At 67.3% G+C, this 22,136-nt stretch carries 22 protein-coding genes and 1 pseudogene; 11 read left to right on the top strand and 12 right to left on the bottom strand.

What is annotated here, in order from left to right:
* Positions 1–213 precede the first annotated feature (213 nt).
* Positions 214–642, top strand: a complete 429-nt coding sequence (locus tag ACYVIP_RS16405) for an ester cyclase (protein WP_460397033.1) — start codon at positions 214–216, stop codon at positions 640–642.
* Between the two features lie 143 nt (positions 643–785).
* On the opposite strand, the gene sigJ is transcribed toward ACYVIP_RS16405, so the two are convergent.
* Complete coding sequence (gene sigJ, locus ACYVIP_RS16400; RefSeq protein WP_460397031.1) at positions 786–1,670, bottom strand: RNA polymerase sigma factor SigJ; 885 nt, start codon at positions 1,668–1,670, stop codon at positions 786–788.
* 278 nt (positions 1,671–1,948) lie between these two features.
* Positions 1,949–2,515, bottom strand: a complete 567-nt coding sequence (locus ACYVIP_RS16395; protein WP_460397029.1) for a hypothetical protein — start codon at positions 2,513–2,515, stop codon at positions 1,949–1,951.
* A gap of 314 nt (positions 2,516–2,829) precedes the next feature.
* Here ACYVIP_RS16395 and ACYVIP_RS16390 point away from each other — a divergent pair, with 314 nt between their 5' ends.
* Both ACYVIP_RS16390 and ACYVIP_RS16385 read left to right on the top strand, forming a co-directional pair.
* On the top strand, positions 2,830–3,987 hold the full coding sequence (locus tag ACYVIP_RS16390) for a sensor histidine kinase (protein ID WP_460397027.1): 1,158 nt from the start codon (positions 2,830–2,832) through the stop codon (positions 3,985–3,987).
* A 9-nt stretch (positions 3,988–3,996) separates the two neighbouring features.
* Positions 3,997–4,683 (top strand): response regulator, encoded by a 687-nt coding sequence (locus ACYVIP_RS16385; protein WP_460397025.1) that lies wholly within the window; start codon positions 3,997–3,999, stop codon positions 4,681–4,683.
* A 296-nt stretch (positions 4,684–4,979) separates the two neighbouring features.
* On the opposite strand, the gene ACYVIP_RS16380 is transcribed toward ACYVIP_RS16385, so the two are convergent.
* The 7 genes from ACYVIP_RS16380 to ACYVIP_RS16350 all read right to left on the bottom strand — a co-directional run bounded on the left by ACYVIP_RS16380 (position 4,980) and on the right by ACYVIP_RS16350 (position 11,051).
* On the bottom strand, positions 4,980–5,420 hold the full coding sequence (locus ACYVIP_RS16380; RefSeq protein ID WP_460397022.1) for a hypothetical protein: 441 nt from the start codon (positions 5,418–5,420) through the stop codon (positions 4,980–4,982).
* Positions 5,414–5,725, bottom strand: a complete 312-nt coding sequence (locus ACYVIP_RS16375; protein WP_460397019.1) for a PadR family transcriptional regulator — start codon at positions 5,723–5,725, stop codon at positions 5,414–5,416. Before ACYVIP_RS16375 ends, ACYVIP_RS16380 begins: the two co-directional genes overlap by 7 nt.
* A 568-nt stretch (positions 5,726–6,293) precedes the next feature.
* Positions 6,294–8,225, bottom strand: coding sequence for a S53 family peptidase (locus ACYVIP_RS16370; protein ID WP_460397017.1), 1,932 nt, complete (start codon positions 8,223–8,225; stop codon positions 6,294–6,296).
* A 68-nt stretch (positions 8,226–8,293) separates the two neighbouring features.
* Complete coding sequence (locus tag ACYVIP_RS16365) at positions 8,294–9,355, bottom strand: hypothetical protein (RefSeq protein WP_460397015.1); 1,062 nt, start codon at positions 9,353–9,355, stop codon at positions 8,294–8,296.
* 16 nt (positions 9,356–9,371) lie between these two features.
* Positions 9,372–9,926 carry an RNA polymerase sigma factor gene (locus ACYVIP_RS16360; RefSeq protein WP_460397012.1) on the bottom strand — a complete coding sequence of 185 codons (555 nt, stop codon included), beginning with the start codon at positions 9,924–9,926 and terminating at the stop codon, positions 9,372–9,374.
* A gap of 59 nt (positions 9,927–9,985) precedes the next feature.
* A complete protein-coding gene (locus ACYVIP_RS16355) occupies positions 9,986–10,183 on the bottom strand; it encodes a hypothetical protein (protein ID WP_460397010.1) in 198 nt (65 codons plus the stop codon).
* A 112-nt stretch (positions 10,184–10,295) separates the two neighbouring features.
* Complete coding sequence (locus ACYVIP_RS16350) at positions 10,296–11,051, bottom strand: MerR family transcriptional regulator (protein WP_460397008.1); 756 nt, start codon at positions 11,049–11,051, stop codon at positions 10,296–10,298.
* A gap of 159 nt (positions 11,052–11,210) precedes the next feature.
* On the opposite strand from ACYVIP_RS16350, the gene ACYVIP_RS16345 reads away from it, so the two are divergent.
* On the top strand, positions 11,211–12,665 hold the full coding sequence (locus ACYVIP_RS16345; protein WP_460397006.1) for an alpha/beta hydrolase: 1,455 nt from the start codon (positions 11,211–11,213) through the stop codon (positions 12,663–12,665).
* 415 nt (positions 12,666–13,080) lie between these two features.
* The gene (locus tag ACYVIP_RS16340) at positions 13,081–13,848 is read left to right on the top strand and encodes an SDR family oxidoreductase (RefSeq protein WP_460397004.1); all 768 of its coding nucleotides are present in this window, start codon (positions 13,081–13,083) and stop codon (positions 13,846–13,848) included.
* Between the two features lie 34 nt (positions 13,849–13,882).
* Here ACYVIP_RS16340 and ACYVIP_RS16335 read toward each other — a convergent pair whose 3' ends face one another.
* Both ACYVIP_RS16335 and ACYVIP_RS16330 read right to left on the bottom strand, forming a co-directional pair.
* On the bottom strand, positions 13,883–14,779 hold the full coding sequence (locus ACYVIP_RS16335; RefSeq protein WP_460397002.1) for a LysR family transcriptional regulator: 897 nt from the start codon (positions 14,777–14,779) through the stop codon (positions 13,883–13,885).
* Positions 14,780–14,888: 109 nt separating this feature from the next.
* Positions 14,889–15,503: a TetR/AcrR family transcriptional regulator gene (locus tag ACYVIP_RS16330; protein WP_460397000.1), complete on the bottom strand. Its 615-nt coding sequence runs from the start codon at positions 15,501–15,503 to the stop codon at positions 14,889–14,891.
* 144 nt (positions 15,504–15,647) lie between these two features.
* Here ACYVIP_RS16330 and ACYVIP_RS16325 point away from each other — a divergent pair, with 144 nt between their 5' ends.
* The 6 genes and pseudogenes from ACYVIP_RS16325 to ACYVIP_RS16300 form a co-directional block, all read left to right on the top strand.
* The gene (locus tag ACYVIP_RS16325) at positions 15,648–16,064 is read left to right on the top strand and encodes a putative quinol monooxygenase (protein WP_460396998.1); all 417 of its coding nucleotides are present in this window, start codon (positions 15,648–15,650) and stop codon (positions 16,062–16,064) included.
* A 43-nt stretch (positions 16,065–16,107) separates the two neighbouring features.
* Positions 16,108–16,572 (top strand): VOC family protein, encoded by a 465-nt coding sequence (locus tag ACYVIP_RS16320; RefSeq protein WP_460396996.1) that lies wholly within the window; start codon positions 16,108–16,110, stop codon positions 16,570–16,572.
* A gap of 246 nt (positions 16,573–16,818) precedes the next feature.
* Positions 16,819–17,544 carry a dienelactone hydrolase family protein gene (locus ACYVIP_RS16315; RefSeq protein WP_460396994.1) on the top strand — a complete coding sequence of 242 codons (726 nt, stop codon included), beginning with the start codon at positions 16,819–16,821 and terminating at the stop codon, positions 17,542–17,544.
* An 851-nt stretch (positions 17,545–18,395) separates the two neighbouring features.
* Entirely contained in the window at positions 18,396–20,459 is a 2,064-nt protein-coding gene (locus tag ACYVIP_RS16310) for an RCC1 domain-containing protein (RefSeq protein ID WP_460396992.1), read from the top strand.
* Between the two features lie 278 nt (positions 20,460–20,737).
* Positions 20,738–21,502 carry a hypothetical protein gene (locus ACYVIP_RS16305; protein WP_460396990.1) on the top strand — a complete coding sequence of 255 codons (765 nt, stop codon included), beginning with the start codon at positions 20,738–20,740 and terminating at the stop codon, positions 21,500–21,502.
* Positions 21,503–21,586: 84 nt separating this feature from the next.
* Positions 21,587–21,703: pseudogene (locus ACYVIP_RS16300) on the top strand (IS30 family transposase); the annotation flags it as partial.
* A gap of 27 nt (positions 21,704–21,730) precedes the next feature.
* Here ACYVIP_RS16300 and ACYVIP_RS16295 read toward each other — a convergent pair.
* The coding region (locus ACYVIP_RS16295) for an AbiV family abortive infection protein (RefSeq protein WP_460396987.1) at positions 21,731–22,136 on the bottom strand (406 nt) is incomplete at its 5' end.

Raw genomic sequence — 22,136 nt, 5'->3', positions numbered from 1 at the left:
CACAAGGCGGCCAGAGATGTCGTAACTTTGATAATGATTAGTTCCCTCAATCGGCCTATTCCAAAGCTTTCGACCAGCCGCAGTGCGTCACTCCGCGTGAGTTCAGCCATCCGATGCCAGCGCCATGTCACAGTCCGGCGCTCTGGTGCGTCGGTCGGGGTAGCCACCATCACAAGGGGTGAAACCATGAGTTCGCTAGGAGAGAAATTCGTCGTGACCTGGGGTGCCCAGGACTGGGATTCGTTTGCCCAGCTGTACGACGAAGACGTCATTCTTTACGCTCCCTTTGCCTGGAAGGTCGTCGGCCTGGACGCCATCCTCAAGGTCGCGGCCGGGTTCCACGCGACCTACCCGGGACTGCGCGTAGCGCTGCACGACGAGTTCCACAACGCCGACTACACCCGCGCGGTGTTCCGCTACGCCTGGGACTGGCACAACACGGGACCGTTCCACGGCCAGCCGCCGACCGGTGAGCGGGGCTCCACGATCGAGACCCACACGGTGCGGCTACGAAATGGCCGCATCATCGAACAGGTCGTCTCGGCGAACAATCTCGCGCTGATCAGCCTACAGCTCCGACACGGACTGGAATTCCCGTTGGTCACACCCGATCCAGCGTTGGAGATCTCCCCCACGCCCTGACCGGCAGCCCGGCGAAGACGTCATCGTCCGCCGGCGTCCATGGACGGGGGTGCGGTTCTGCCGGCGGAACCGCACCCCAACATGGACGATGCCGGTAGTGGGCTCGCAACGGCCGAACACGTGGGCTCGGTGCGGGAAGACCACTAGTTGACCACAGGAATGCGCGACAGCTTGTTCTCCTCGCGAATGACCCAGATCGCATCCACGCGACTGTCCTCATCCGCCGCGAAGTCAAGAACAAACGCCGCGTACACCTCGTTGTCGACAATGAACAACCCGCCGCCACTGCCGTTGAGCTCGACATAGCGCGAACGGATCCCGGCCGGGAACCGGCCGGCGACCGCGGCGAAGTACTCGGCGATCGCGGGCGCGCCGTGCACCGGTTGCCTCGGCCCGCCCTCGGACTGGCCGTTGGAGTCCACCCACATGGTCACGTTCGGCGCAAGCAGCTCCATCAGCACACCGAGGTCGCCGCCGAGACAGGCAGCGAGGAAACGTTCGGTGATCCGCCTGGCCTGCTGGCCGCTGGCCGCGAAGCGGCGGCTGCCGCGCACGTTCGCCCGCGCGCGACTGCCGAGTTGGCGGACCGCGACCTCCGAGCGGTCGATCGCCCGCGCGACCTCGGGGTAGCTGAAGCCGAACACCTCGTGCAGCACGAAGACTGCCCGCTCCAGCGGCGACAACCGCTCCAGCATCACGAGAACGGCCATCGAGACCGAATCATTCCGCGCCACGCTGTCGGCCGAATCAGGTTCGGTCAGCAATGGCTCCGGCAGCCAGGAACCGACGTAATTCTCCCGCCGCACCTTTGCCCGGCGGAGATGGTCGATAGAGGTTCGGGTCACCGCACGTACCAGATAGCCGCGTGGATCGTCGACCGCCCCTCGGTCGACGTGATTCCATCGCAACCACGTCTCCTGGAGAGTATCCTCAGCGTCCGCAAGACTACCGAGCATTCGATACGAAATGCTGAACATCAATTCTCGGTATTGCTCGAACGCGTCAGCGCGGGCCGATGTGAACCCCATACCCCGCAGTATACCAGCGAGGTACATGACCGGCCAGCCACCGACAACCGGTGTTGACCGGACGTGTGCGCCGGCGACGAGCAGCTGGCCAGGAACCGTTCGGCGTCGGAAAATGGCTTTGCGCCACGAAGAACTCGACGGTTCTGGTGAACAGGCCAACGGTGCCCCGGTGACTGCGCGGCCCGACCGGCTCGCGGCCATGGCGATTGTCCGATCGGTCGGTCGTGGTCCCGGCCGGCGTGCGCCGGCCGGGACCACAACCGCCCTTCGGACCAGGGTCAGCAGTTCCACCAGTTGGCGGCCCAACCTGACCCGGCCCAGTAGTTCTGGCACCAGTTGCCAGTTCCGTTCACCCATGCCGAGACGCGGCGATCACCGTTGGCCCATTCCAGCCAGATCGTGCCGGTGTCATCGGCTCTACCGGAACTGTCCGGCATCTGGTGCCAGCGCCCGGCGCCCGGCCAGGTGTGCCAGATCGTGCGATTTGGCGCGATACCGAAGCATTCGTCGACATCGGTCGACCAGTCCACCGCGACGACGGTGGTACCGGATCGGAATTCGCCACGGTAACCGAAGCAGGACGAGAAGTACTGTGCGCCGACGTCACTGGCCGACGGTCCCACGGGCGTGGCACTGACCGTCCACGGTTCGGCCGACTCGGCCGGTGCGGACACCGCCGCCGGGGCGGCGGCGATGAGGACACCGACGATCAGCGCCGCGACCGAAACCAGCCGAGCCGCGGTGCGCGACCCCGGCCTTGATTTGACGAATGAATATTTCATCGTTCCCCTTCGATTGTCGTGTCCGGACTTGTCCCTGCTCGCCGCTATCGGCAGGCGGAACAACGGGCTTCACAGTAACGATGACCGGGTGGCCGTTCGTCCGGCATCAGGTTGAGGTTTCCGTAAACCGTTGCGGTACCTCATCGACTGGCCAGCGACAGTCCGAGATCAACTATTCTTGATGATCGAATAGTCACCCCAGTAATTCATGGCGGTGTTCGTGGTGGACGGCGGTATCGGGTTTCGGGGTTCTCGGCACCGGCGTCGGTCGAAACGTCGTTGAACGATCGCTGACGCCGCTGCCGCAAACCTGTGCGGTAGGTGCCTGCACCGTGGGTAGGACGTGTGCGCCGCACGCGGTACTTATGCTGAGGCGCATGCGCGGCACCGAGGCGAAGAACGTTCCAGTCGCTGACCTCGTGGTCGCCGTCGCACTGGTCGTGATCGCGTGCGTGGTCGGTGCCCAGTACGCACCGTTGGGCTGGGGAACCGATTCCGTCGCCCTCGTGTTGACCGTCCTGGTCTTCCTGCCGTTCGCGGTGCGGCGCCTGGTGCCGGTGCTCGCGTTCGGCCTGAGCAACGCGGCGTTGCTGGTCTTTGTCGTGCTCGGCTACACCCAGCTGGGGCTCAACTACTGGGGTCCCATCCTCCTGCTGTACACGGTGGCGTCGGTGCGGGCACCGATGATCACCGCGCTGTGTGTCGCGACCTTGGCGCCGGTGCTGTTGTTCGCTGGGCTGCGGCTGTCGTTGTTGTGGTACATCGCAGTCGCCGAGGCCATAATGTTTCCGTTGACCGCGTGGGTGTTGGGCAATGTCGGCAGACAGTTGGCGCTGCGCAACCGGCAGTTGGCCGAGTTGACCGAGCGGCTGCGGGTCGAACAGGAGTCGCGGACCGAACAGGCGGTGACCAAGGAGCGGGTCCGCATCGCCAGAGAGCTCCACGATGTCGTCGCGCACCACATGTCGGTGATCGCCGTGCAGACCGGGCTTGCCCAGTACGTCTTCGACGACGACCCGGCAACCGCCCGGGTCGCGGTGAACGCCATCGGCACCACAAGTCGCGAGGCGCTGCGGGAGATGCGGCGTCTACTGGTGCTGCTGCGCACCGACGACGAACCGGGAGACACCGCTTTGAGCCTGGCGCACCTGCCAGAGCTCGTCGATCGGATGAGATCCATCGGGCTGCCGGTGACACTGGACCTGGCCGACCCGGGGGACTTGCCATCCGGGCTGCAGCTGTGCGCCTACCGGGTCGTTCAGGAAGCACTCACCAACGTCGTCAAACACGCCGGGTTCGCCGGCACCGACGTGGTGGTGGGGCGGGACGCCGACCGGCTCGTCGTGCGGGTCACGAACGAGCCGGGACACCCGTCACCCGTGGCCAGGTCGGGCATTGGCCACGGCCTCGTCTCCATGCGCGAGCGGGCGGAGCTGTACCAGGGGACGGTGTCCGTGCGGGGCCGCGCGGACGGCGGGTTCGTGGTCGAGCTGACCCTGCCGGTCAGGGCGGATGACGAGCCGCCTGCGGTATAACTGTTTGTGATGAACGGAATGGTTACCGTCCTGGTCGCCGACGACGAGGTCCTGATCCGCGCCGGGCTGGCGTCGCTGATGCGGGCCGCGCCCGGGATCGAGGTGCTCGGTGAGGCAGCCGACGGCGAAGAGGTGGTCGCGCTGGCCGCGCGGACGCGGCCGGACGTGATCCTGATGGACATCAGGATGCCGGGCATGGACGGCATCACCGCCACCGAGTACATCCTGGCGGCGGCGAGGGAGCCCAAGCCGCGCGTGCTGGTCCTGACCACGTTCGACCTCGACGAATACGTCTACGCGGCACTGCGTGCGGGCGCGTCGGGTTTCCTGTTGAAGGAAACCGAGCCGCACCAGGTGATCGCGGCGGTCCAGACCGTCTCGGCCGGCAACACGCTCCTCGCCCCCGCGGTCACCTGCCGTCTCGTCGAGGCCTACGCCCGGCAACCGCTGCCACACCTGGTCGCACCGAAGGTGATCGACATCGAGCGGCTGACTCCCCGCGAGGTCGAGATCCTCCGCGTCGTGGCGACCGGACGGACCAACCGGGAGATCGCGCACGACCTGACCGTCAGCGAGGCAACGGTCAAGACCCATCTCAACCGCGCCATGACGAAGCTCGCGCTCAACAGCCGCGCACAGGCCGTTGTGGCGGCCTACGAGTCCGGCCTGGTCACCCCCGGGCACCAGGCACACTGACTCGCGCTCGTCAGATCAGTGAGCCGCTCCTGTCGACCCGCTTCTCGATCCGCTTCCCGAACAGTATTCCGGCGAGGGTGGCCCGCGCGTCCAACGTGGGCGGACAAACCGACGCGGTAGGGCGGCGCGACTTCCGCGGTACCGGGTGCTCGAGAATGGACCCTTGTAAGGGGTCATCCCTCTTTGCCAGACTGATGTGAGACATCTCGTGTGAGCGCGAGGTTCCGGGTGGCGGATGGGATCGGAGATCTTCGGCGGCGCAGATCGAGTTGAAGAATGGGCGGGCGTCAGCATTTCTAGTGCGATGTGGACTCGTCGTCCTTGGTGCGCCGCGCCCGCTTCTGGAACGTGATCGCACGCTCGCGGACGACCGCCTGAGCCCAGTCGAACGTCTCGGCGGTGATCCGCTCCTCGTGGTTCGCGATCTCCCTGCGATCGGCCCGCCGACGGCGCCTGGCCGTGCGAGTAAGCGCCACGCGCAGCCGAAGTCCCTCGCGCAACGCCAGCTCGAGCTGCTCGAACACCCACACGACTCGCTCGAGGTAGGCGCGCTTGCCCTCGTCGTCGTACAGCTCCGCGAACAGTTCGGTCCGACGTGGGTCACCCTTCGGGTACAGCAGCACGATCACCCGCAGCAACAGCCCGGGAGCGAGGCCGAAGGTCAGCCCGAAGATCAGCGCGGCGACCGGTACCTGGATGCCAGCCGACGCCACGGCGTCGACCAGCTCGTTCAGCATGTCCGCACCCGGAGGAGCGCGGCGAAGCGCGCGCTCTTCCGGGCCTCCGCGAGCAAGGCGCCCAGTTCGGCGCGCCCGGCGGCGGTGAGCCGGTAGTACCGGCGTGGCGGCCGTTTGTCGGTGATCGTGGCCGGGTCCTCCCAGCCGTCGGTGAGCCAGCCCTCGGCGAGCATGCGGGCGAGAATGGGGTAGAGGACGCCGGCGCGGACCCCTGTGCGGCGTGAGGTGTCGTAGCCCCAGTGTCGGCCGTCCGGGTCGTCCAACAGCGCGAACGCGACTTGGACCAGTGCGTGGGTTTTGCGCATGGCTCGTAGTCTATATAGGTTCTGGACGTAGGATTGTAGCTTACGCATCACTCATAAGTGTATATTTCCGTGTCCCCGATGGGGGTAGTTGTGGAAATCAAAGAAATTGATGTTCATCCAGGACGACGACACCGTCCGCATCACAGAGTCCATTGAGGACCGCTGAGTAGTCCTGTCGGTAGCGCCGTCTGATCAGCGTCGGCTGGCCTGGAAGGGGCCTATCACACCCGACAGGACATGTTGCCGCTCTCCCTTACCCCGTCCTCAACCTGGGCTGTCCCTTCGGGAACGAAGCCATGCTTGCGGTAAGAACGCCTGCGCACGAGGGTTCAGGCGCGGCGACCCAAAGCACCGCCGATTCCGCCGGGTCAATGACGGCCTCCAGAAGCGTGCACATAGAGCGCATACGGCTGACTGATCCAGGACGACGTGCCGTCCTGGGGCGGACCTCGTCATCCCGGACGGCGACAGCAGCCCGATCAAGGCGACAGCGCTCGCCAGTCAGTGCGGCAGTCCACATCCGTTCCCGGCCGGCCGGCACCGTCACCCTCCCCCAACACCACCGGAGCTATGGCCTTGACCGGAATGAGTCGATCAGTTTCCGGGTTGGTGAGCCGAGGCCGGTTGCCGTGTTGTAGCCGGGTGCGAACCCGAGGTTGGCGTTCTCGTACTGGCCGGGGGTGACGAGTGTGACGTAGCCGCGGTCGCTGACGGCGAATGCGATGGTGTCCGGGGTTCCTACCGGGTTGTCGTGGATGCGGTGGAACTCGTGCTGGCGGGCGTAGAGAACCGGGTTGGCCAAGCCGAGCGGACCGTGGACCTGCACGATGAGGGCTTCGACGCCGGCGAACAACGGGGACGCGAGGCTGGTGCCGCCACCGTTTTCCTCGGTGTAGCCCAGGTTGTCGTCGACGTCGTACTCGGTCACCCCGATGCGCAGACCGAGGTCTGGGTCGGCGAGGGCGGAGACGTCGGGGACGGTGCGCATCGGCGGGGTACCGGCGAAGGACGCGGGTACGACATCGTGTTGGTAGAAGGGTTGACCGAACACGGTGCTGGCGCCGCCACCGGTCGCGTATCCCTGGTAGCCGGGTGGCGCGTACTCCCAGCTTGCGCCATCCGCGGACAGATCCGTGCTCTCGGTCGCCCAGACGACTTCCCACAGGTACCTGTTCCGCGGGCCGATGGCCAGGGTGGTGCCGCCCACCGCGGTGACCCAGGGGCTGGACGCTGGATACTCGACCGTCAGCACACCGTCAACGAGGCCATCGCCCGCGTTGCCGCTGGCGAAGGTGAACGTGATGCCTTCGACGGCCGCCTCCTGGAACAGGCGCTCGTACGCGGCGATCGCGTCGGGCGCCGAGCCGGGGGTGTAACCAACCGAGAGTGAGCCCGACACGACATCTGCCAGGCGTTGGTCCACGATGGTGGCGATCCCGTCCAGCACCATGTCCCCCCACATGGCGCCGGAACCGACCACGTAGGCGATGTTCGCTTCCGGCGCCATCGCGTGCACGGCCTGGATGTTCATGGCGAACTCGCCGCTGGCCTCGCTCGTGCCGGCGCCGGGCGCGACGTACTCGGTGAACTGACCTGGCGCCAAGGTGGGCTCGCCGTGTTCCTCGGCGAAGCGGTTCGCATCGGCCTTGGCGTTGACCTCGTAGGTGGAGCCGAGGATGCCGATGGTCACGCCTTTGCCGGTGGTCCCGGTGCCGGTGATCCCGTAGGCGTCGCGCACCTGCTTCGGCGTGTAGCCGCACGGGGCCCACTGGGCGGGATGCCCGTAGGCGGGGGGAAGATCGGTGGCCGGAGTGTCACCGAAGTGTGCGGGGCAGGGACTGGTCGGCGTATCGGCTCGGCGAGCGGCTTCGTCCGACGTCAGTGCCCTCGCTTCCGGGCGATGGCCGCTGGACGTCAGCGTGCCGGGCTTGCCTGGCTTGCCGGCGGTGAGCCCGGTAACGGCGAGAACGTCGGCTGCCACGGCGGCGGGCACGGTGATCGGATCCACCGTCGCGCGGTACGGCTGGGTCAGGAAGGTGTAGTTCGCGAACCGCGTACCGAAGGCGGTGGCCGCCTGGGCCACGGTTCCGTGCACGACGACGCCCCGGGAACTTGCCCTGCCGATCGACAGACCGGTGCCGCGCAGCCAGGCGGTGACCGCGTCGATCCGTTGCTGAGTGGCACCGAAGCGGGCACGTGTCTGAGCGGGTGTCAAGAACTCGCCGTAGCGGGGGTCGGCCGGGTCGGACACCGCGCGCGCGTAGTCGGCCAGGCCGTTGGCGTCGCCGGTGAGAAACACCTGGGCGGTGAGTTGCGTGGACGGATCGGTCGGTCCAAGATGAGTGCCCTCACGGACCACTCGGTCGGCCATGGTGTCCGTCAGCCGCTCCACCGGCACCCGATCCGGCTGGTCAGCCAGAGCGGCGCTCGCCCCGGGAAGGCTGACGACCATGGCCACGAGACACCCCAACACCGCGTAGAGGTGGCGTTTCCTCCGCATTTCTCTCCTGTTCCCTGGGGGGTAATTTGTCCTGATCAGACGGTCCTGAGTGGACGTAACCGGTTCGGTCAGAACTTGCCGACCGCGATGTCGGCGACCTTCACCCGGGAGGACTCGTAGGTCGATGAGGGCGACGGCTGCTCGCCCGGGGTGGTCCTGGTGTTCTCGGAGCGGATCGGCAGACCGGTCCTGGCGTTGATCACCAGCACGTATTCGGAGTGCCCACCGAACAGTGCCGATCCGGCCGTCAGGATCAGCGTGGGCTGTCCGTCGGCGGTCCCCTTCGTGACACTGACCTCCGGAATGGTGGACATCAGTCGGAGCACGCCCGCCCGGACCTCGGAATTGGCCGCACCCGCGGCAAGCGCGCTGAAGCTGTTGCTCCACAGGGTGTTGTTGATGCGGTCCGCCAGCGCCTTGCCGGTGGGCCGCGGCCGCGGCAGCGTACCCCGGTACCCCTTCTGCCGCAGGATCGGAGCCAACTCGGCCTCGGACCTGTCCCAGACCTTCTGTGCCTCTGCCGGGCTCAGGCCCACCCCCCACGGGTTGCGCGACGCGTTGATCATCCCCACCCGGGCCTTGTCGAGATCGTTGCCCGCCGCGAAACGCGCGGCCTCGATCACCGAGGAGTTGTCGGCGTCGTCGATGTTGTCACCGCGGACGACCACCCCGGCGAGCGCACTCCGCTCCTCCGCGTAGAAGATCTCGCCCTTGTCGGTGTACAGGTTGTACCTGACGCGCGACTGTCCACCTGGAACGGTCGTGGTCATGATGACCAACGAGGCGTCGCCCGGCAACGAGCCGCCACTTGCCTTGACGTCAGCCGCCAGGGTCACCAGCCCGGACTCGACCACGGGCGCCTCGGCGGTCGGCCCGACCGGCCACGGGGCCTGCAGCGTCGCGGCCACCACCACGACGGCCACCACCGCCGCGGCAACTCCGATGACACCCACACCCGCGCGGAAGTCACGAATCCAGGTGAACCTCTTCTTCCGCGCCGGAGCCGCGACCATTTCCGGCCTCTCGGACGTGGCCATCGCTGTCCCCAACATCGCCCTGGCCCGCTCGTACGCGTCTTGCCGCAGAGGCGGCACGTCCGTCAACCGCTTGACCATGTCCATCTCATCCATGCTGACAAGCTCTCCTTCACCCAGTGGGAACCGTCAGTAGCGCGGCTACTTCCGGCGCGTTCCGCAGTTCTCTCCTGGCCTCGTGCAGCAGACGGCGCGCTGTGCCCGCCGGTATGCCGAGCACCCGCGCGGCTTCGGCTGCTGTCAGGTCCTCCCAGGCGACGAGGGTCAGTACCTCCCGTTGCTCTGGCTTGAGCTTCGCCAAGGCCGCCCGTAGCAGCGCCTGGATGTCCACCCGAGCGTCCACCGCAGGCCACGGGTCCCACCAGGTGGCCATGTTCGTGACGTCCGGTACGAGATCCTCGGCCGGATCCGACCGCCAGTGACGCCGCAGCTTGTTCAGCGCCACGCCATACAGCCACGGCCGCGCATCGGCGAATGACCGGTCGTAGCTTCGCCTGGACTCCCAGGCCGCCACCCACACCTCACCGAGCAGGTCCTCGGCCTTGTCCCGCCCCACCCGCCGGGCCAGGTAAGCACCGAGCGCGACCTCGTGACGGCAGATCACCTCGACAAAGGCGTCCCCGTCGCCGTTCAGCGATTCGCTGATGAGTTCCGCGTCTGACGCCATGAAGCTCCTCGGTCTGCCTCGCCCTTCACCCCGTACTTGCCAACCGGCCGCGAAAGTGTTCAAAGCCAGCGCCGGATCGGATCGACGGGCTCAGCTAGAAGCTCGGCCAGCAGCCGTTGACGAGGGATCTCGCCGCCGCGGGCGGAGTCGTCGAACTGGTTGTCGGCGTCGACGCCGTACTCGTCCGGCTGGTCGATCGTCCAGTGTGGAGTCCAGATGTCGCTGGACGCCTCTGTCTGGTGTGGACCGACGCACATGGCGGCTGGCAGGTGCCTGCCGTACCAGTGGACCGACGTCTCCTCGTCGCGGCTGTTGCCGTTTCGGGCGCCGACGGTGCGGCGGGGCTCTCCGTGCGCGCGGGGACGGAGGTCAGGGCTTCCTGGGTGGCAGGGGAAAGCCGATGTCCAGTTTCCGGCGGGCCTGCAGGATGGCCTCCGACTGGGCGGGGTTGTACCACTCGCGCAGCGCGTCGACGAACAGCCGTTCCGGGTCGTCGCTGCCGCCCGGTTCCCGGGCGGGCGCGGAGTCCACGCCGCGCACCAACGGGGACATCTCCGCCACCATCTGCTCGGCCACCTCGGCGATCTGGTCCGGGTCGGCGTCGGCAGGCAGGTTCTCCACGGCCTCGTTCGGCCAGACCACCGATTCCCGGTGCCTGCTCAGCACGGCGCCGAACTCGCGCAACCCGGCCGGCTCGTACAGATGGGTGATCAGCGCCATCAGGTCCCGGTCCCGGTCCTGGTGTTGCGCCGGCCGCGCCGGCGCGAGCGCGGCCAGCTCTCTCGCCGTGTCCGGAGAGGTCCCGCACCGCCGCACCGCGGCGATCTCCTCCCGCCTGCGCTGCAACAGCGTGATCGTGACGGCCAGTTCGTCGTCCAGTTCACTCAGCTCCGAGTCGGCCGGCGCGCCCTCCCGAAGGAGCTCCCGTACCCGGTCCAGGGAGAAACCGAGCTCCACCAGCCGCCGGATGCGTAACAGCCGGGCCAGATGGACGGTGGTGTACCGCTTGTGACCGTTCGTCCGTCGCTCGGGCTCATCGAGCAGCCCGATCTCGTGATAATGCCGCACCGCGCGCAGGGTGACGCCCGCCTCCTCGGCGAGCTGTCGGGTACTCCATGACAACACCGGCGACTCCTGAGCAGCTTCGGGGTTGAAAGCCCACCTTATCGAGCGAACCCCACGGTGCGCCCGGTGTGCCGTCGCGGTCGGACTTGATCGTGCCGCTACGGCATGTTGTTTGCTGGCCTCCGCCCACCGATCCGATCCCCGAGGAGGCCGTCGCCGATGCGCCGGACCACGCTCGCCGTACTCGCCGTCGCGGTCACCGCGGCGTGCGCCCCCGAACCGGCCGCCGTCGAACCACTGGCCACCCCGGAGCCGCCGACCTGGGGCGCCTGCCCGGACGACGTGCAGGACACCAGCCTGGAGTGCGCGACGATCGACGTCCCGCTGGACTACCGCGACCCCGGCGGCCGCACGATCGAGATCGCGATCTCCCGGCTCGCCAGCGCGAAGCCGGCGCAGCGGCGCGGTGTGCTGCTGACCAACTCGGGCGGGCCGGGCGGCCCCGGCCTCGGATTCCCGGCCAAGCTGCGTGAACTCGGGCTGCCGCAGACGGTGCTGGACAGCTATGACGTGATCGGGATCGACCCGCGCGGGGTCGGTCACAGCACCCCGGTGACCTGTGAGCTCACCGCCGAGCAGCAGACCAGCAACATCCCGCCGTACGCGGCCGACGACGCCGCCGTCGCCGCCCGCGCCAAGGACGTCGAGGTCATCGCCGAGCAGTGCGGTTCCTCGGCGAGCGCGGCCGTGCTGCCGCACATCAGTACCGCGAACACCGCAAGGGACCTGGACCAGGTACGCGCGGCACTGGGCGAGAAGACCGCGTCCTACCTCGGTGTCTCCTACGGCACCTACCTCGGTTCGGTCTACACCACACTGTTCCCGGACACCACCGACCGGGTGCTGTTGGACAGCGCGGTCGGCCCGAACGGCTGGGATGTGAACCACTCGCGGGCGCTCGGCGAGGGCATGGAGGACCGGTTCCCGGACTTCGCCGCGTTCGCCGCCGCACACCCGAAGTACGGCCTGGGCGCGACCCCGGCGCAGGTACAGGCGAAGTACCACGAACTCGGCGCCCGACTGGACCGCACGCCGAGCCCGGACGGCGTCACCGGCGTGATGTTCCGCCAGACCACGTTCAGCATGCTGTACTACGACACCGGACTGCCCGGACTTGCCCAGCTGTGGCAGGTGTTGGACACCGGCACGCCGCTGCCGGGCGCCGGGGAAGCGGTCGAGGTGGAGAACTACCTGGCCAGCCAGCTGCACGTGTTGTGCAACGACTCCGACTGGCCCGAGTCGGTGGTGGAGTACCAGCGCAACGTGGCGACCGACCGGGTCAGCCACCCGCTGTTCGGCGCGGCCGGGGCCAACATCACCCCGTGCGCGTACTGGCCGGTCGAGCCGACCGAACCGGCTGTGGAGATCACCGACGACGGACCGTCCAACGTGCTCATCATGCAGAACCTGCGCGACCCGGCCACCCCGCTGTCCGGAGCCCGCGAACTACGCGCGGCGTTCGGCGACCGAGCCCGGATGATCACCGCCGACCAGGGCGGGCACCTGGCCTACCTGTACCTGCCGAATCCGTGTGCGGACGACCCGGTGACCGCGTTCCTGGTCACCGGCGAACGCCCTGCCGACGACCTCGACTGCGGCCCCGGACCGGCCTGACCGTAAAAGGCCCGCTTACCTGGACAAACATCCAGGACCAGCGGGCGCTCAACGACCGTCGGCTGACAGGATTTGAAATCTCCCGATTTTCTCCTTCTCCCACGCGGCAATTCGCAGGTCAACTTTGCGGGCACGCCAACCAGTGGACGTCGAAGTCGGTGGTCACTGGATCGTGATTCAAGGTCTTCGGTACTTCGCCCAACGTCGAGCATGGCTTCGCACTGCACGAACGGAGTTCGTCGGCGGGCGCAGCGCCATAGAGGCTCTCTATGGGAACCCGGTGAAACACGTCTTTGCACTTCGGACTCGCGTCGTTCTACGTTGAACGAGTTGGCGACGTGCGCAACGCGGAATCCGAAGAAATTCCACGCGCCGTCGTCGTCCATGCCAATGCGATGACGAATGGAACGGTGTCATGACGACGATCGATCACGGATCGGCGAGGCCGGAGTTGAAGGGAAAGCGGGCGGTCGTCACGGGCGGCACCCGTGGAATCGGTGCCGCCATCGTGCGGAGGTTCCTGGAGGAGGGGGCCGAGGTGCTCACGACCGCCGGGTCGGTGACGAGCCCGGCACCCGAGGGAGCCGCGTTCGTCGCGGCCGACGTGCGGACGCCGACCGGGGTTTCGGCCCTCGCCGCTGCCGCACGCGAACAGCTGGGCGGCGTGGACGTCCTGGTGCACAACGCGGGTGGCGCAGGCCCGAGCGACAACGCACTGGCGATCTCCGAGGAGGAGTGGCAGGACGTGCTGAACCTGAACCTCCTGTCGGCGGTGCGACTGGACGCGCTGCTCGCGCCGGACATGCGCGACCGGCGTTCGGGGGCGATCGTGCACATCTCCTCGGCGGCGATCTTCCCGCCGCCGCCGCAGGTCGTGCACTACACGGCGGCGAAGGCGGCTCTGGAGAACTACAGCCGCGGGCTGACCACCGAACTCGCGCCGTTCGGTGTCCGGGTCAACGTCGTGACTCCCGGCCGAACCGCCACCCCCGGTGGCGAGCAGACTCGGCGGCAGTTCGCACTCCAGCACGGGGACTCGATCGACGCGCCCGGTGTGCCGTTGGGCCGCGACGGCAGGTCCGAGGACATCGCCGAGGCGGTCCTGTTCCTCGTCTCCGACCGGGCGAGCTGGATCGCCGGCGGAAATCTCGTCGTCGACGGCGCGGAGTTCCCCCGGCGTTGAGCCCGCCGGGGTTCGGCGCGACCCCGGTCCCCGGTCACGACACCTGCGAGCGGGGTGGGGCCCGGTGCCAGGTCTCCTGCCGGAGCGATTCGAGCAGGAACGTCTCCGCCGGACCCGCGCCCGAACGGACCACGGCCACGACGGGCTTGACAACGCCGGGGAACAGCGGTCGCACGAGGTGCTCGTAGCCGCGAGGCACCGCGGAGGCCGGGACGAGCGCCACTCCCAACCCTTCGGCGGCCCAGCGCACGGCCGTCGCCGTTTGCGTCACGCGGGCGACCGGGGGCGGGGCCGGCTCACCTTCCCCGAGCGCCTCCCGCAGGACGCCGTCCAGGGCGCTGTCGCGATCGAATCTCACCCACGGGTCCTCGGCCAACTCGCGCAGCCGGACCCGGTTCGCGGTGAGCCCGCGGTGCTCTTGGCTCAGCACGACCACGAACTCCTCGTGGCCGAGCCGCTGCGCGTCGGCGGGGGTCTGCTGGCAGGCGGCCATTAGCGCCAGGTCCAGCTCGCCCCGGCGACTGAGCCGTTCCAGTTCCGCGGTGCTGGGTTCTTCGATCACGGTGACCTCCAACCGCGGGAAGCGGCGGCGCAGGCCGCGCAGCGCACCGGGCAACTGACGGGCGCCGAAACCCAGCTGCACCGCGATCGAGAGCTCACCGGTCAACTCGTCGCTGCCGGATCGTGCCACCGCGGCCGCCCGTCGCGACGCGTTCACCGCGACCTGCGCCTCCCGCAGGAAGGCGCGGCCGACCAGCGTGGGCACCAGACCGGTCGAGAGGCGGGCGAAGAGCCGCACGCCCAGCTCCTGCTCCAGCGCGCGGATCTGCTGGGACACCGAGGGTTGGGCGACGCGAAGCCGCTCCGCGGCGGCGGTCACCGAACCCGCCTCGGCAACCACCAGCGCGTACTCGTACTGACGAAGACTCATCGGCGGCTCTTCTGGCAGGTACCCCTGACCGCATCCCGCGAACGCGCCGGGGCCTGGCGGGAGACGACCCACCTCGATCCGGATCCGCTGGCGACGGCATCCGTCGTGCTCACGTCTCGGCCGCACTCGTCTGCGGAATGGGAACGGCGTTGTCGACGAGAACGGCGGCGATGGCGGCCGCGGTGGAGAGACTCTCCCCGCCGAGAACCCGGCCGCGAACCGAGGCGCCGTCGAGGAGCAGTGCCAGCTGTTCGCCGAGCCCTTCCGGATCGGCGGCTCCGGCCTGGCGCGCGGTGTCGGCGAAGCGGGCCGCTACGGACGTCTTGTACTCGTGAGCGCGCTGGCGTGCCGGGTGTTCGGGATCGTCGATCTCGACGGCGGCAGCAATGAACGGGCACAGCGATCTCACGTCGTCCGGTGACACCGACCACGACGAGTCGAAAGCGGCGAGCAGGCGCTCCCGGGGTGTCAGGTCGGTGCGATCGAAGACTTCCGGCAGCACGTCGGGGTCCTGTCGTCGCAGGTGCTCGGCGATGAGCGCGTCCTTGCCGCCGAAGTGCTGGTAGGCAGTGCGTTTCGACACCCCGGCCACCGCGCAGAGCTGGTCGATGCCGGTGTTGTTGATGCCCTGCGTGCGGAACAGGTGCTCGGTCGCGCTGAGGATGCGCTCACGCGCGCCCCTGCCACGACGCCGCCCCAGGGGCCCTTTCTCCTGCTCAGCCATCTTCTCACGATACACCCGATGGTAACGATGGGTGTACTTAACTTGCACGGCTGTCCGCGAATGACTAGCTTAAGTACACCGATCTGTTTCTATCAACGAATCGGTGATGTCCGGGACGAACGCGACACCTGACAGGAGCAGACGATGACCACAGCCACAGGCGGGCTCGACGGAGGCGCGGAGGGCGCCGCGCAGCCTCGGGACGACCCGGCAGCCGGGAGGGAGGCCGAGGTCTGGGCCGTGGCCAGGCTCCGGCTGCACGAGGACAAGCTCGACGAGTTCACGCGTGCGGCGGCGAAGTGCCTGGAGCGCGTCAGCACCGCGGACACCGGAACGCTGCGGTACGAGATCCACCTGAGCGCCGACGAGTCCGAGTGCGTCTTCATCGAGGGCTACCGGGACGTCAACGCACTGGCCGAGCACAACGCGAACCTCGCGGACCTGCTGCCGACGATGCTCGGCACGGGATCGCTCTCCGCCGAGCTCTTCGGACGCTTCAGCGACGAGTTCAAGAAGTCGTGGGCGCACGAACCCGTGCGGTTCTTCGCTCCACTGCGGTGACGCGCGACACCCTCCACGTACGACGTTCCATCAGGAGTTCAACATGATTCGCGGTATCCACCACCTGGGCATCCACACACGAGACCTGGACCGGATGCGGTCGTTCTACGAGCAGGCGTTCGGGTTCGAGGTCGTCGGCGAGGAGTTGCAGCTCGCCGACGTTCCGGTCGCCTCCCTGGTGACCGGAGTGCCGGATGCGGTCGCGCGTGTGCTGATGATGCGCACCAGCAACGCCTTCGTCGAACTGTTCGAGTGGTCGTCACCCGAGGGCGAGCCGTTGCGGCCGCTGCGGCCCCACGACTACGGCTACACCCACTTCTGCGTCGACGTCACCGACATCGACGCGGAGTACGAGCGGCTCACCGGACTCGGCGCGACCTTCGTCCACCCGTCCCCGGTGCGCATGGGAGACATGGCCTCGGTGTACGGAAAGGACCCCGACGGCAACCTCTTCGAACTCGGCGAGATCCCTCCGGGGAACATCTACCACCGCGACGGGGGTGAGTGACCCACCGGAGCATGCCTTACGCGCCGAGCGTTCTCGTAGACAGGCCTACCGGTTCACCATGCGGTGCCCTCTGCCCGTCGGCGACGACATCCTCCACGTGACCGCCCAGTTGTGCGCGGCCATGCACGAGAACCGAAACATCCGTATTCTCAGCGGTTTCTGGCGCGGCCAGCGGGACACCCACACCGTTCAGCCAGCAGTGAACCCGGGCCCGACCATGCCGGACGATCACTACCGTCCAGTCTCATGACGACGATCACCACGCGCACGGTCGAGTACCTGGCCGACGGTCTGACGATGATCGGGCACCTCGCGCTCCCGGCCGGTATCGACCGCCGGCCCGCAGTCCTGCTTGGACCAGAGGGCACGGGGCTCAGCGACGTCGAGCGCCGCCGGGCCGACACCCTCGCCGAACTGGGGTACGTGGCGCTTGCCTTCGACATCCACGGCGGCCGCTATCTGGGCGACCCCGAGGAGATGCTGGCCCGTTGCCTGCCGCTGCTCGCCGACTCCGACCGGATGCGGGGCATCGGCCACGCGGCGCTCGAAGTGCTGCGCGCCGAACCGCGGATCGACCCCGACCGGATCGCCGCTGTCGGCTACGGCACCGGCGGCGCGATCGCGTTGGAACTCGGGCGCGACGGCGTCGACCTGCGCGCGATCGCGACCGTCAACGGACTGACCACCGGCCGACCGGACGAGGCGGCGCGCATCCGCTGCCCGGTGTGGGCCGGGGTCGGGTCCGAAGACCCGATCATGCCGCCCGCGCAACGGGACGCATTCACCGCCGAGATGCAGGCCGCGGGCGTCGACTGGCGCCTCGTGGTCTACGGCGGCGCCTTGCACGCCTTCCACCACCCGACGGTCGACCACACCGTGCTCCCCGGCGTTGGATACCACCCACGGCATGCGCAGCGCGCCTGGCACGACGTTGTCGACCTGCTCGCCGAGTGCCTGCCCGTGACGGAGTGACCTGACCAGCACTTACCGGTCACCACGGCAGGTTTCTGGCGTATGCGGTCGCAGCGGCGCAGGACGCTGACAACGCGTTCTCCTTCGCCAGCCGATACCTCGTCAGCTGCCCACCAGGGGCGACGAACTCTCCGCGCACGATCAGACCACAATGGACAACCCAGCGAGATCGACACCAGGGCAGCGAAAGGCCCGCTGAACTGGGCCCTCAACGACCGGCGGGCTGACAGGATTCGAACCTGCGACCCCTTGACCCCCAGTATCGTTTTGCAATTTCCTGAACCGCGAGAACAGAGAACACCCTGAATAATGCAGGACAGCTCAAGGTTAATTGAATGCAGTTCACTTCGTTAAACGTATGGCTGACTCTCCCGATTTTCTCCTCCTCCTTCAGCCACATACGCTCCGGCCACCTCAGGGGTCAGCGGCTCGACCTGCCGTGTGTTTCTGCGCTCTGGCCGAGAAGGACCGCGGCGATCTGACGAACGTCGCTCAGGGGCACGGTCCGAGGGCTCGACGTACTGGAACTGCTCCTGGTCGTGTTGCTATATGATCACCATGGGTCGGGGCCGTCGCTGATAGGGATTCCCATGCGTCGCATCATCCTTGCCGTACTGCCCGCTTGTCTGGGGGTCAGTCTTCTGGTGGCTGGTCCACCGGTGATCGCCGAGCCTCACACTCGTCCGGCCGCGACGGCAGGCCCGTCGACCTTCATATCGCTGGCGCCGGTCCGAGTGCTGGACACCAGGGCAGCGGATCTGGGTGCCGTCGGCCCTCGCGGCAGTCTCAGCCTTGACCTCTCGAGCCGCGTGCCGGACACAGCGACCGCGGTGGTGCTCAACGTAACCGGTGTGACGCCCAGTGCGGCCACCTTCGTCACAGTTTTCCCGGGAGGGGTCGCCAGGCCGGACACCTCCAGCCTCAACCTGGTCACCGGTGAGATCAGGGCCAACCAGGTGACCGTCGCGCTCGGCACGAACCAGACGGTGAGCCTGTACAACAACGCCGGTAACACCCATCTGCTCGCCGATCTCGCCGGCTACTACCACACCGGCGTCGGCGCGAAGTTCACCGCACTGCCAGCCAGCCGGCTCACTGACACCCGCTGGGACGGTGTCCCGGTCGGCGCTGGCGGAACCGTGGACGTCGACTTCGCTGACCGGATACCCGCCTCCGCGACCGCGGTGACATTCAACCTCACCGTCACCGACGTCACCGCGGCCACGTTCGTGACCGCCTGGCCGACCGGCGCACCCCGGCCGAACGCGTCGAACGTGAACGTGACCAGCGGCGAGACCCGACCCAACCTCGTCACCATCGCACTCGGACTCAACCGAAAGGTCAGCCTGTACAACCACACGGGCAGCGTCCACGTCACCGCGGACCTCACCGGTTTCTACACCCCCGACTACGGTGCCTCCTTCCTGCCGCTGCCCCCGACACGAGTGCTGGACACCAGGAACGGCACCGGAGGCACCACTCGACCGGTCGGCCCGGGGGCGGAGATCGAGGTGGACCTCGGCAGTGGTATCCCGGTGACCACGACCGGTCTGGTCCTCAATCTCACTGGCCTGAACGCGACCGCCTCGACGTACGTGACCGCCTGGGGACCCTTCCGGTACAAACCGAACGCTTCGACCCTGAACATCGCTCCCGGCCAGATCACACCCAACGCCGCGGTTGTCGCGCTCGCACAGCTACCCGCCATGAAGCTTTACAACCACAGAGGGAACGTGCACCTCCTCGGTGACCTGACCGGAGTGTTCGCGGTGACCGACGCGCCCTGTACGGCCGACTGCGTCCACGCCTGGGGCGACATCAATATGGATCGCACACTCGGCACGGCCGAGCTCGGGTTCGGGGCACCAACGCCGACACCAGTGGCGGCATTGTCCGGCATACGAGCGGTCGTCGGTGGCGGGGATACGAACGGGTATGCGCTGCGCACCGACGGGACGGTCTGGACATGGGGCAACAACGGATCCGGAAGGTTAGGCAACGGCTGGACGACCTACCAAGGCAGCTACGGCGGCGGCTCGGTGGTTCCGGTCCCAGTACTGGGCCTGACCAACGTGACAGCGATCGCCGGCGACAGCTGGGGCGCCTACGCACTCCGGTCCGACGGCACGGTCTGGGCATGGGGCTCCGGAGGCCAGGGCAGGCTCGGTAACGGACAGACCCGCGACGCCGCTGTGCCGGTACAGGTGACCGGGTTGACCGACGTGATCGCGATCGCCAACAGTTGGGGCAACGGCTACGCACTACGCCAGAACGGCACCGTAATGGCCTGGGGCTACAACGGCGCCGGACAACTCGGCGACGGCACCGACGTCGAACAGACGACGGTACCGGTCCAGGTACCACTGACCGAGGTCACCGCGATCGCGAGCGGCGGCAACGGCGCCTACGCGGTGCGGACCGACGGCACCGTCTGGGCATGGGGGACCAACGACTCAGGCCAACTCGGCAACGGCCAACCGTGTGACACAAGCGCATGCATGTCCCGAGTCCCGGTACAGGTCTCGGGCCTTGTCGGCGTACATGCCCTCACCGCCAGCATGAACAACACCTACGCGCTACACGAGGACGGCAGCGTCTGGGCATGGGGCCGGAGCCACAACGGCCAGCTCGGAAACGGCGTCGAGTGCGACCCGACCACAACCACCTGCGAGTCCCGAGTACCGGTACAGGTGTCCGGCCTCACGGACATCACCCAGATCGGGAACTTCACCTACGGCGGATACGCACTTCGTGCCGACGGCACCGTATGGGCATGGGGAAACCGCAGCGACGCCCTGGGCAACAACGAGACGTCCGATCACGCAACGGAGCCGGTACGCGTCCTCGGCCTGCCGACGGCCAACGCCATCGCCGGAGGCTGGAACACCGGATACGCCGTGGTACCAACCCCGTAAGGGGGTCATCCCTCTTGCCAGACTGATGTGAGACATCTCGTGTGAGCGCGAGGTTCCTGGTCGAGGGTGGGATCGGAGATTGTGGTGTACGTGTCCACATCGTATGACAAGCAGTCCGGTTCCTCGGCTTCGGCTGGTGGCGCTGACCCGGCGCCTCGGCCATCGCGGCGTACGTCGCCGGACCAGCGACAGGCGCCACCCGTAGCCCAGAAGGCCGGAAACTGTCGGACCCCTCCGGTACACACAGAGTGTTCCGTTGGTAGCTCCTTGGAGGATTCATGCCACCGCGCAACTACAGCCGAGGTGATCGTGCCGCGTTGAGCTTGCTCAGCAGGGGCCACTGCTACTGGCAGCCGGTGTGTACCGAACCACTGTTCACTAAGGTCAACGGTCGACACAAATTGGCGCTGCAGATCGCGCACATTCGTACGGACGAAAGCTCCCACGAGCGGTTCATGCCGGGCATCACGAAGGAAAGCGTTGACAGCTTCGACAACCTCTTGTTCCTCTGCAAACCGCACCACGACACCATCGATGAGCCAGGCGCGGAGAATATTTACCCAATCGACCTTCTGACGAAATGGAAGACCACTCGCGAGTCCGGGCAGTATGACAAGTTGCAGGGACTCCGCAACGTGACCGAAGACCGGCTGGTTAAACTGATCTCACAGGCCCAAAAGGATCGTGACCAGGCCTTCACCACCGTGCTGAACCGCCTGGAAAGCAGCGACCGTGAAGCCGCAGCACTTCTCCGCGAACTGAGCGACGAACTGGAACAAGTTCGGCGTCATCGACAACTCCTTGATCCGGACCTCGTCCACATGCTCAACTCCGCCGCCCGCAACCTTCGCGGGCTGATGGACAGCGCGTCCCTGCTCTCCTCCGCTGGACGAGATCTTCGCGGGCTACCAGACACCGCTTCAGTTCTCGACCGTGCTGCTAACAAACTACGCGACCTGCCGGGTAGCGCAGACATGATCATGACGGCGGCACGCGACCTGTCGCGTGCCGCCGCGCGAATTGAGGACGCGCGGCACAGGTAGCAGACTGACGAGGGAGCGCGTCGAGCGCTTCTACGAAGTAGGGCAGGTCGAACCCTGGGTTGAGGTCACCGGCCCACACAGGTCGACTACCTCGCCGCCGTCGCCGCCGAGATCAACGACCGACCCCGTAAGACCCACCACTGGAAGAAACCCAGCGAGATCCTCACCGAACTCCTCGCCTCAGATGCTTCCACTGACTGAATTCGCCCTGTTCATCGACGTGCTGGGCTACCACGCGGCGAACTTCGGCTGGTGATCGCTGAACTTGCTCCAGAACTTCGTCCAGGTTGCAGCGTCTGCTGACTCCAGTTGGAGCCCTGCCATGATGCAGAGGTAGAACTTGCCGAATTCCTCCTCCGCCAGAATCGCCAGCACGTGCGCCCGTGGCCAGAGCTTGAACGTGAAGAGCAATCGGGCGTCGTCCAGCAACGCGCCGGAGTTGTCGAGCGCGGCTCGCGTAAGTTGAGCGAGCTGCGGCCGGGTCAGGGCTGGTGACGGCTTCGGCATGCTACTCCTCGACGTGAGTCGGTACGGGCCGCGACCGGACGAGACCATGCAGTCGTCGGCGTCGGCGTCGGCGTCGGCGCCGGCGCCGACGAGGCGGGAGGCGGGAGGCGGGAGGCGGGAGGCGGGA

Source organism: Actinophytocola sediminis (genome assembly GCF_054779715.1).
The sequence above is the reverse complement of the archived record's forward strand: the minus strand, read 5'-3'. Positions and strand labels throughout refer to the sequence as shown.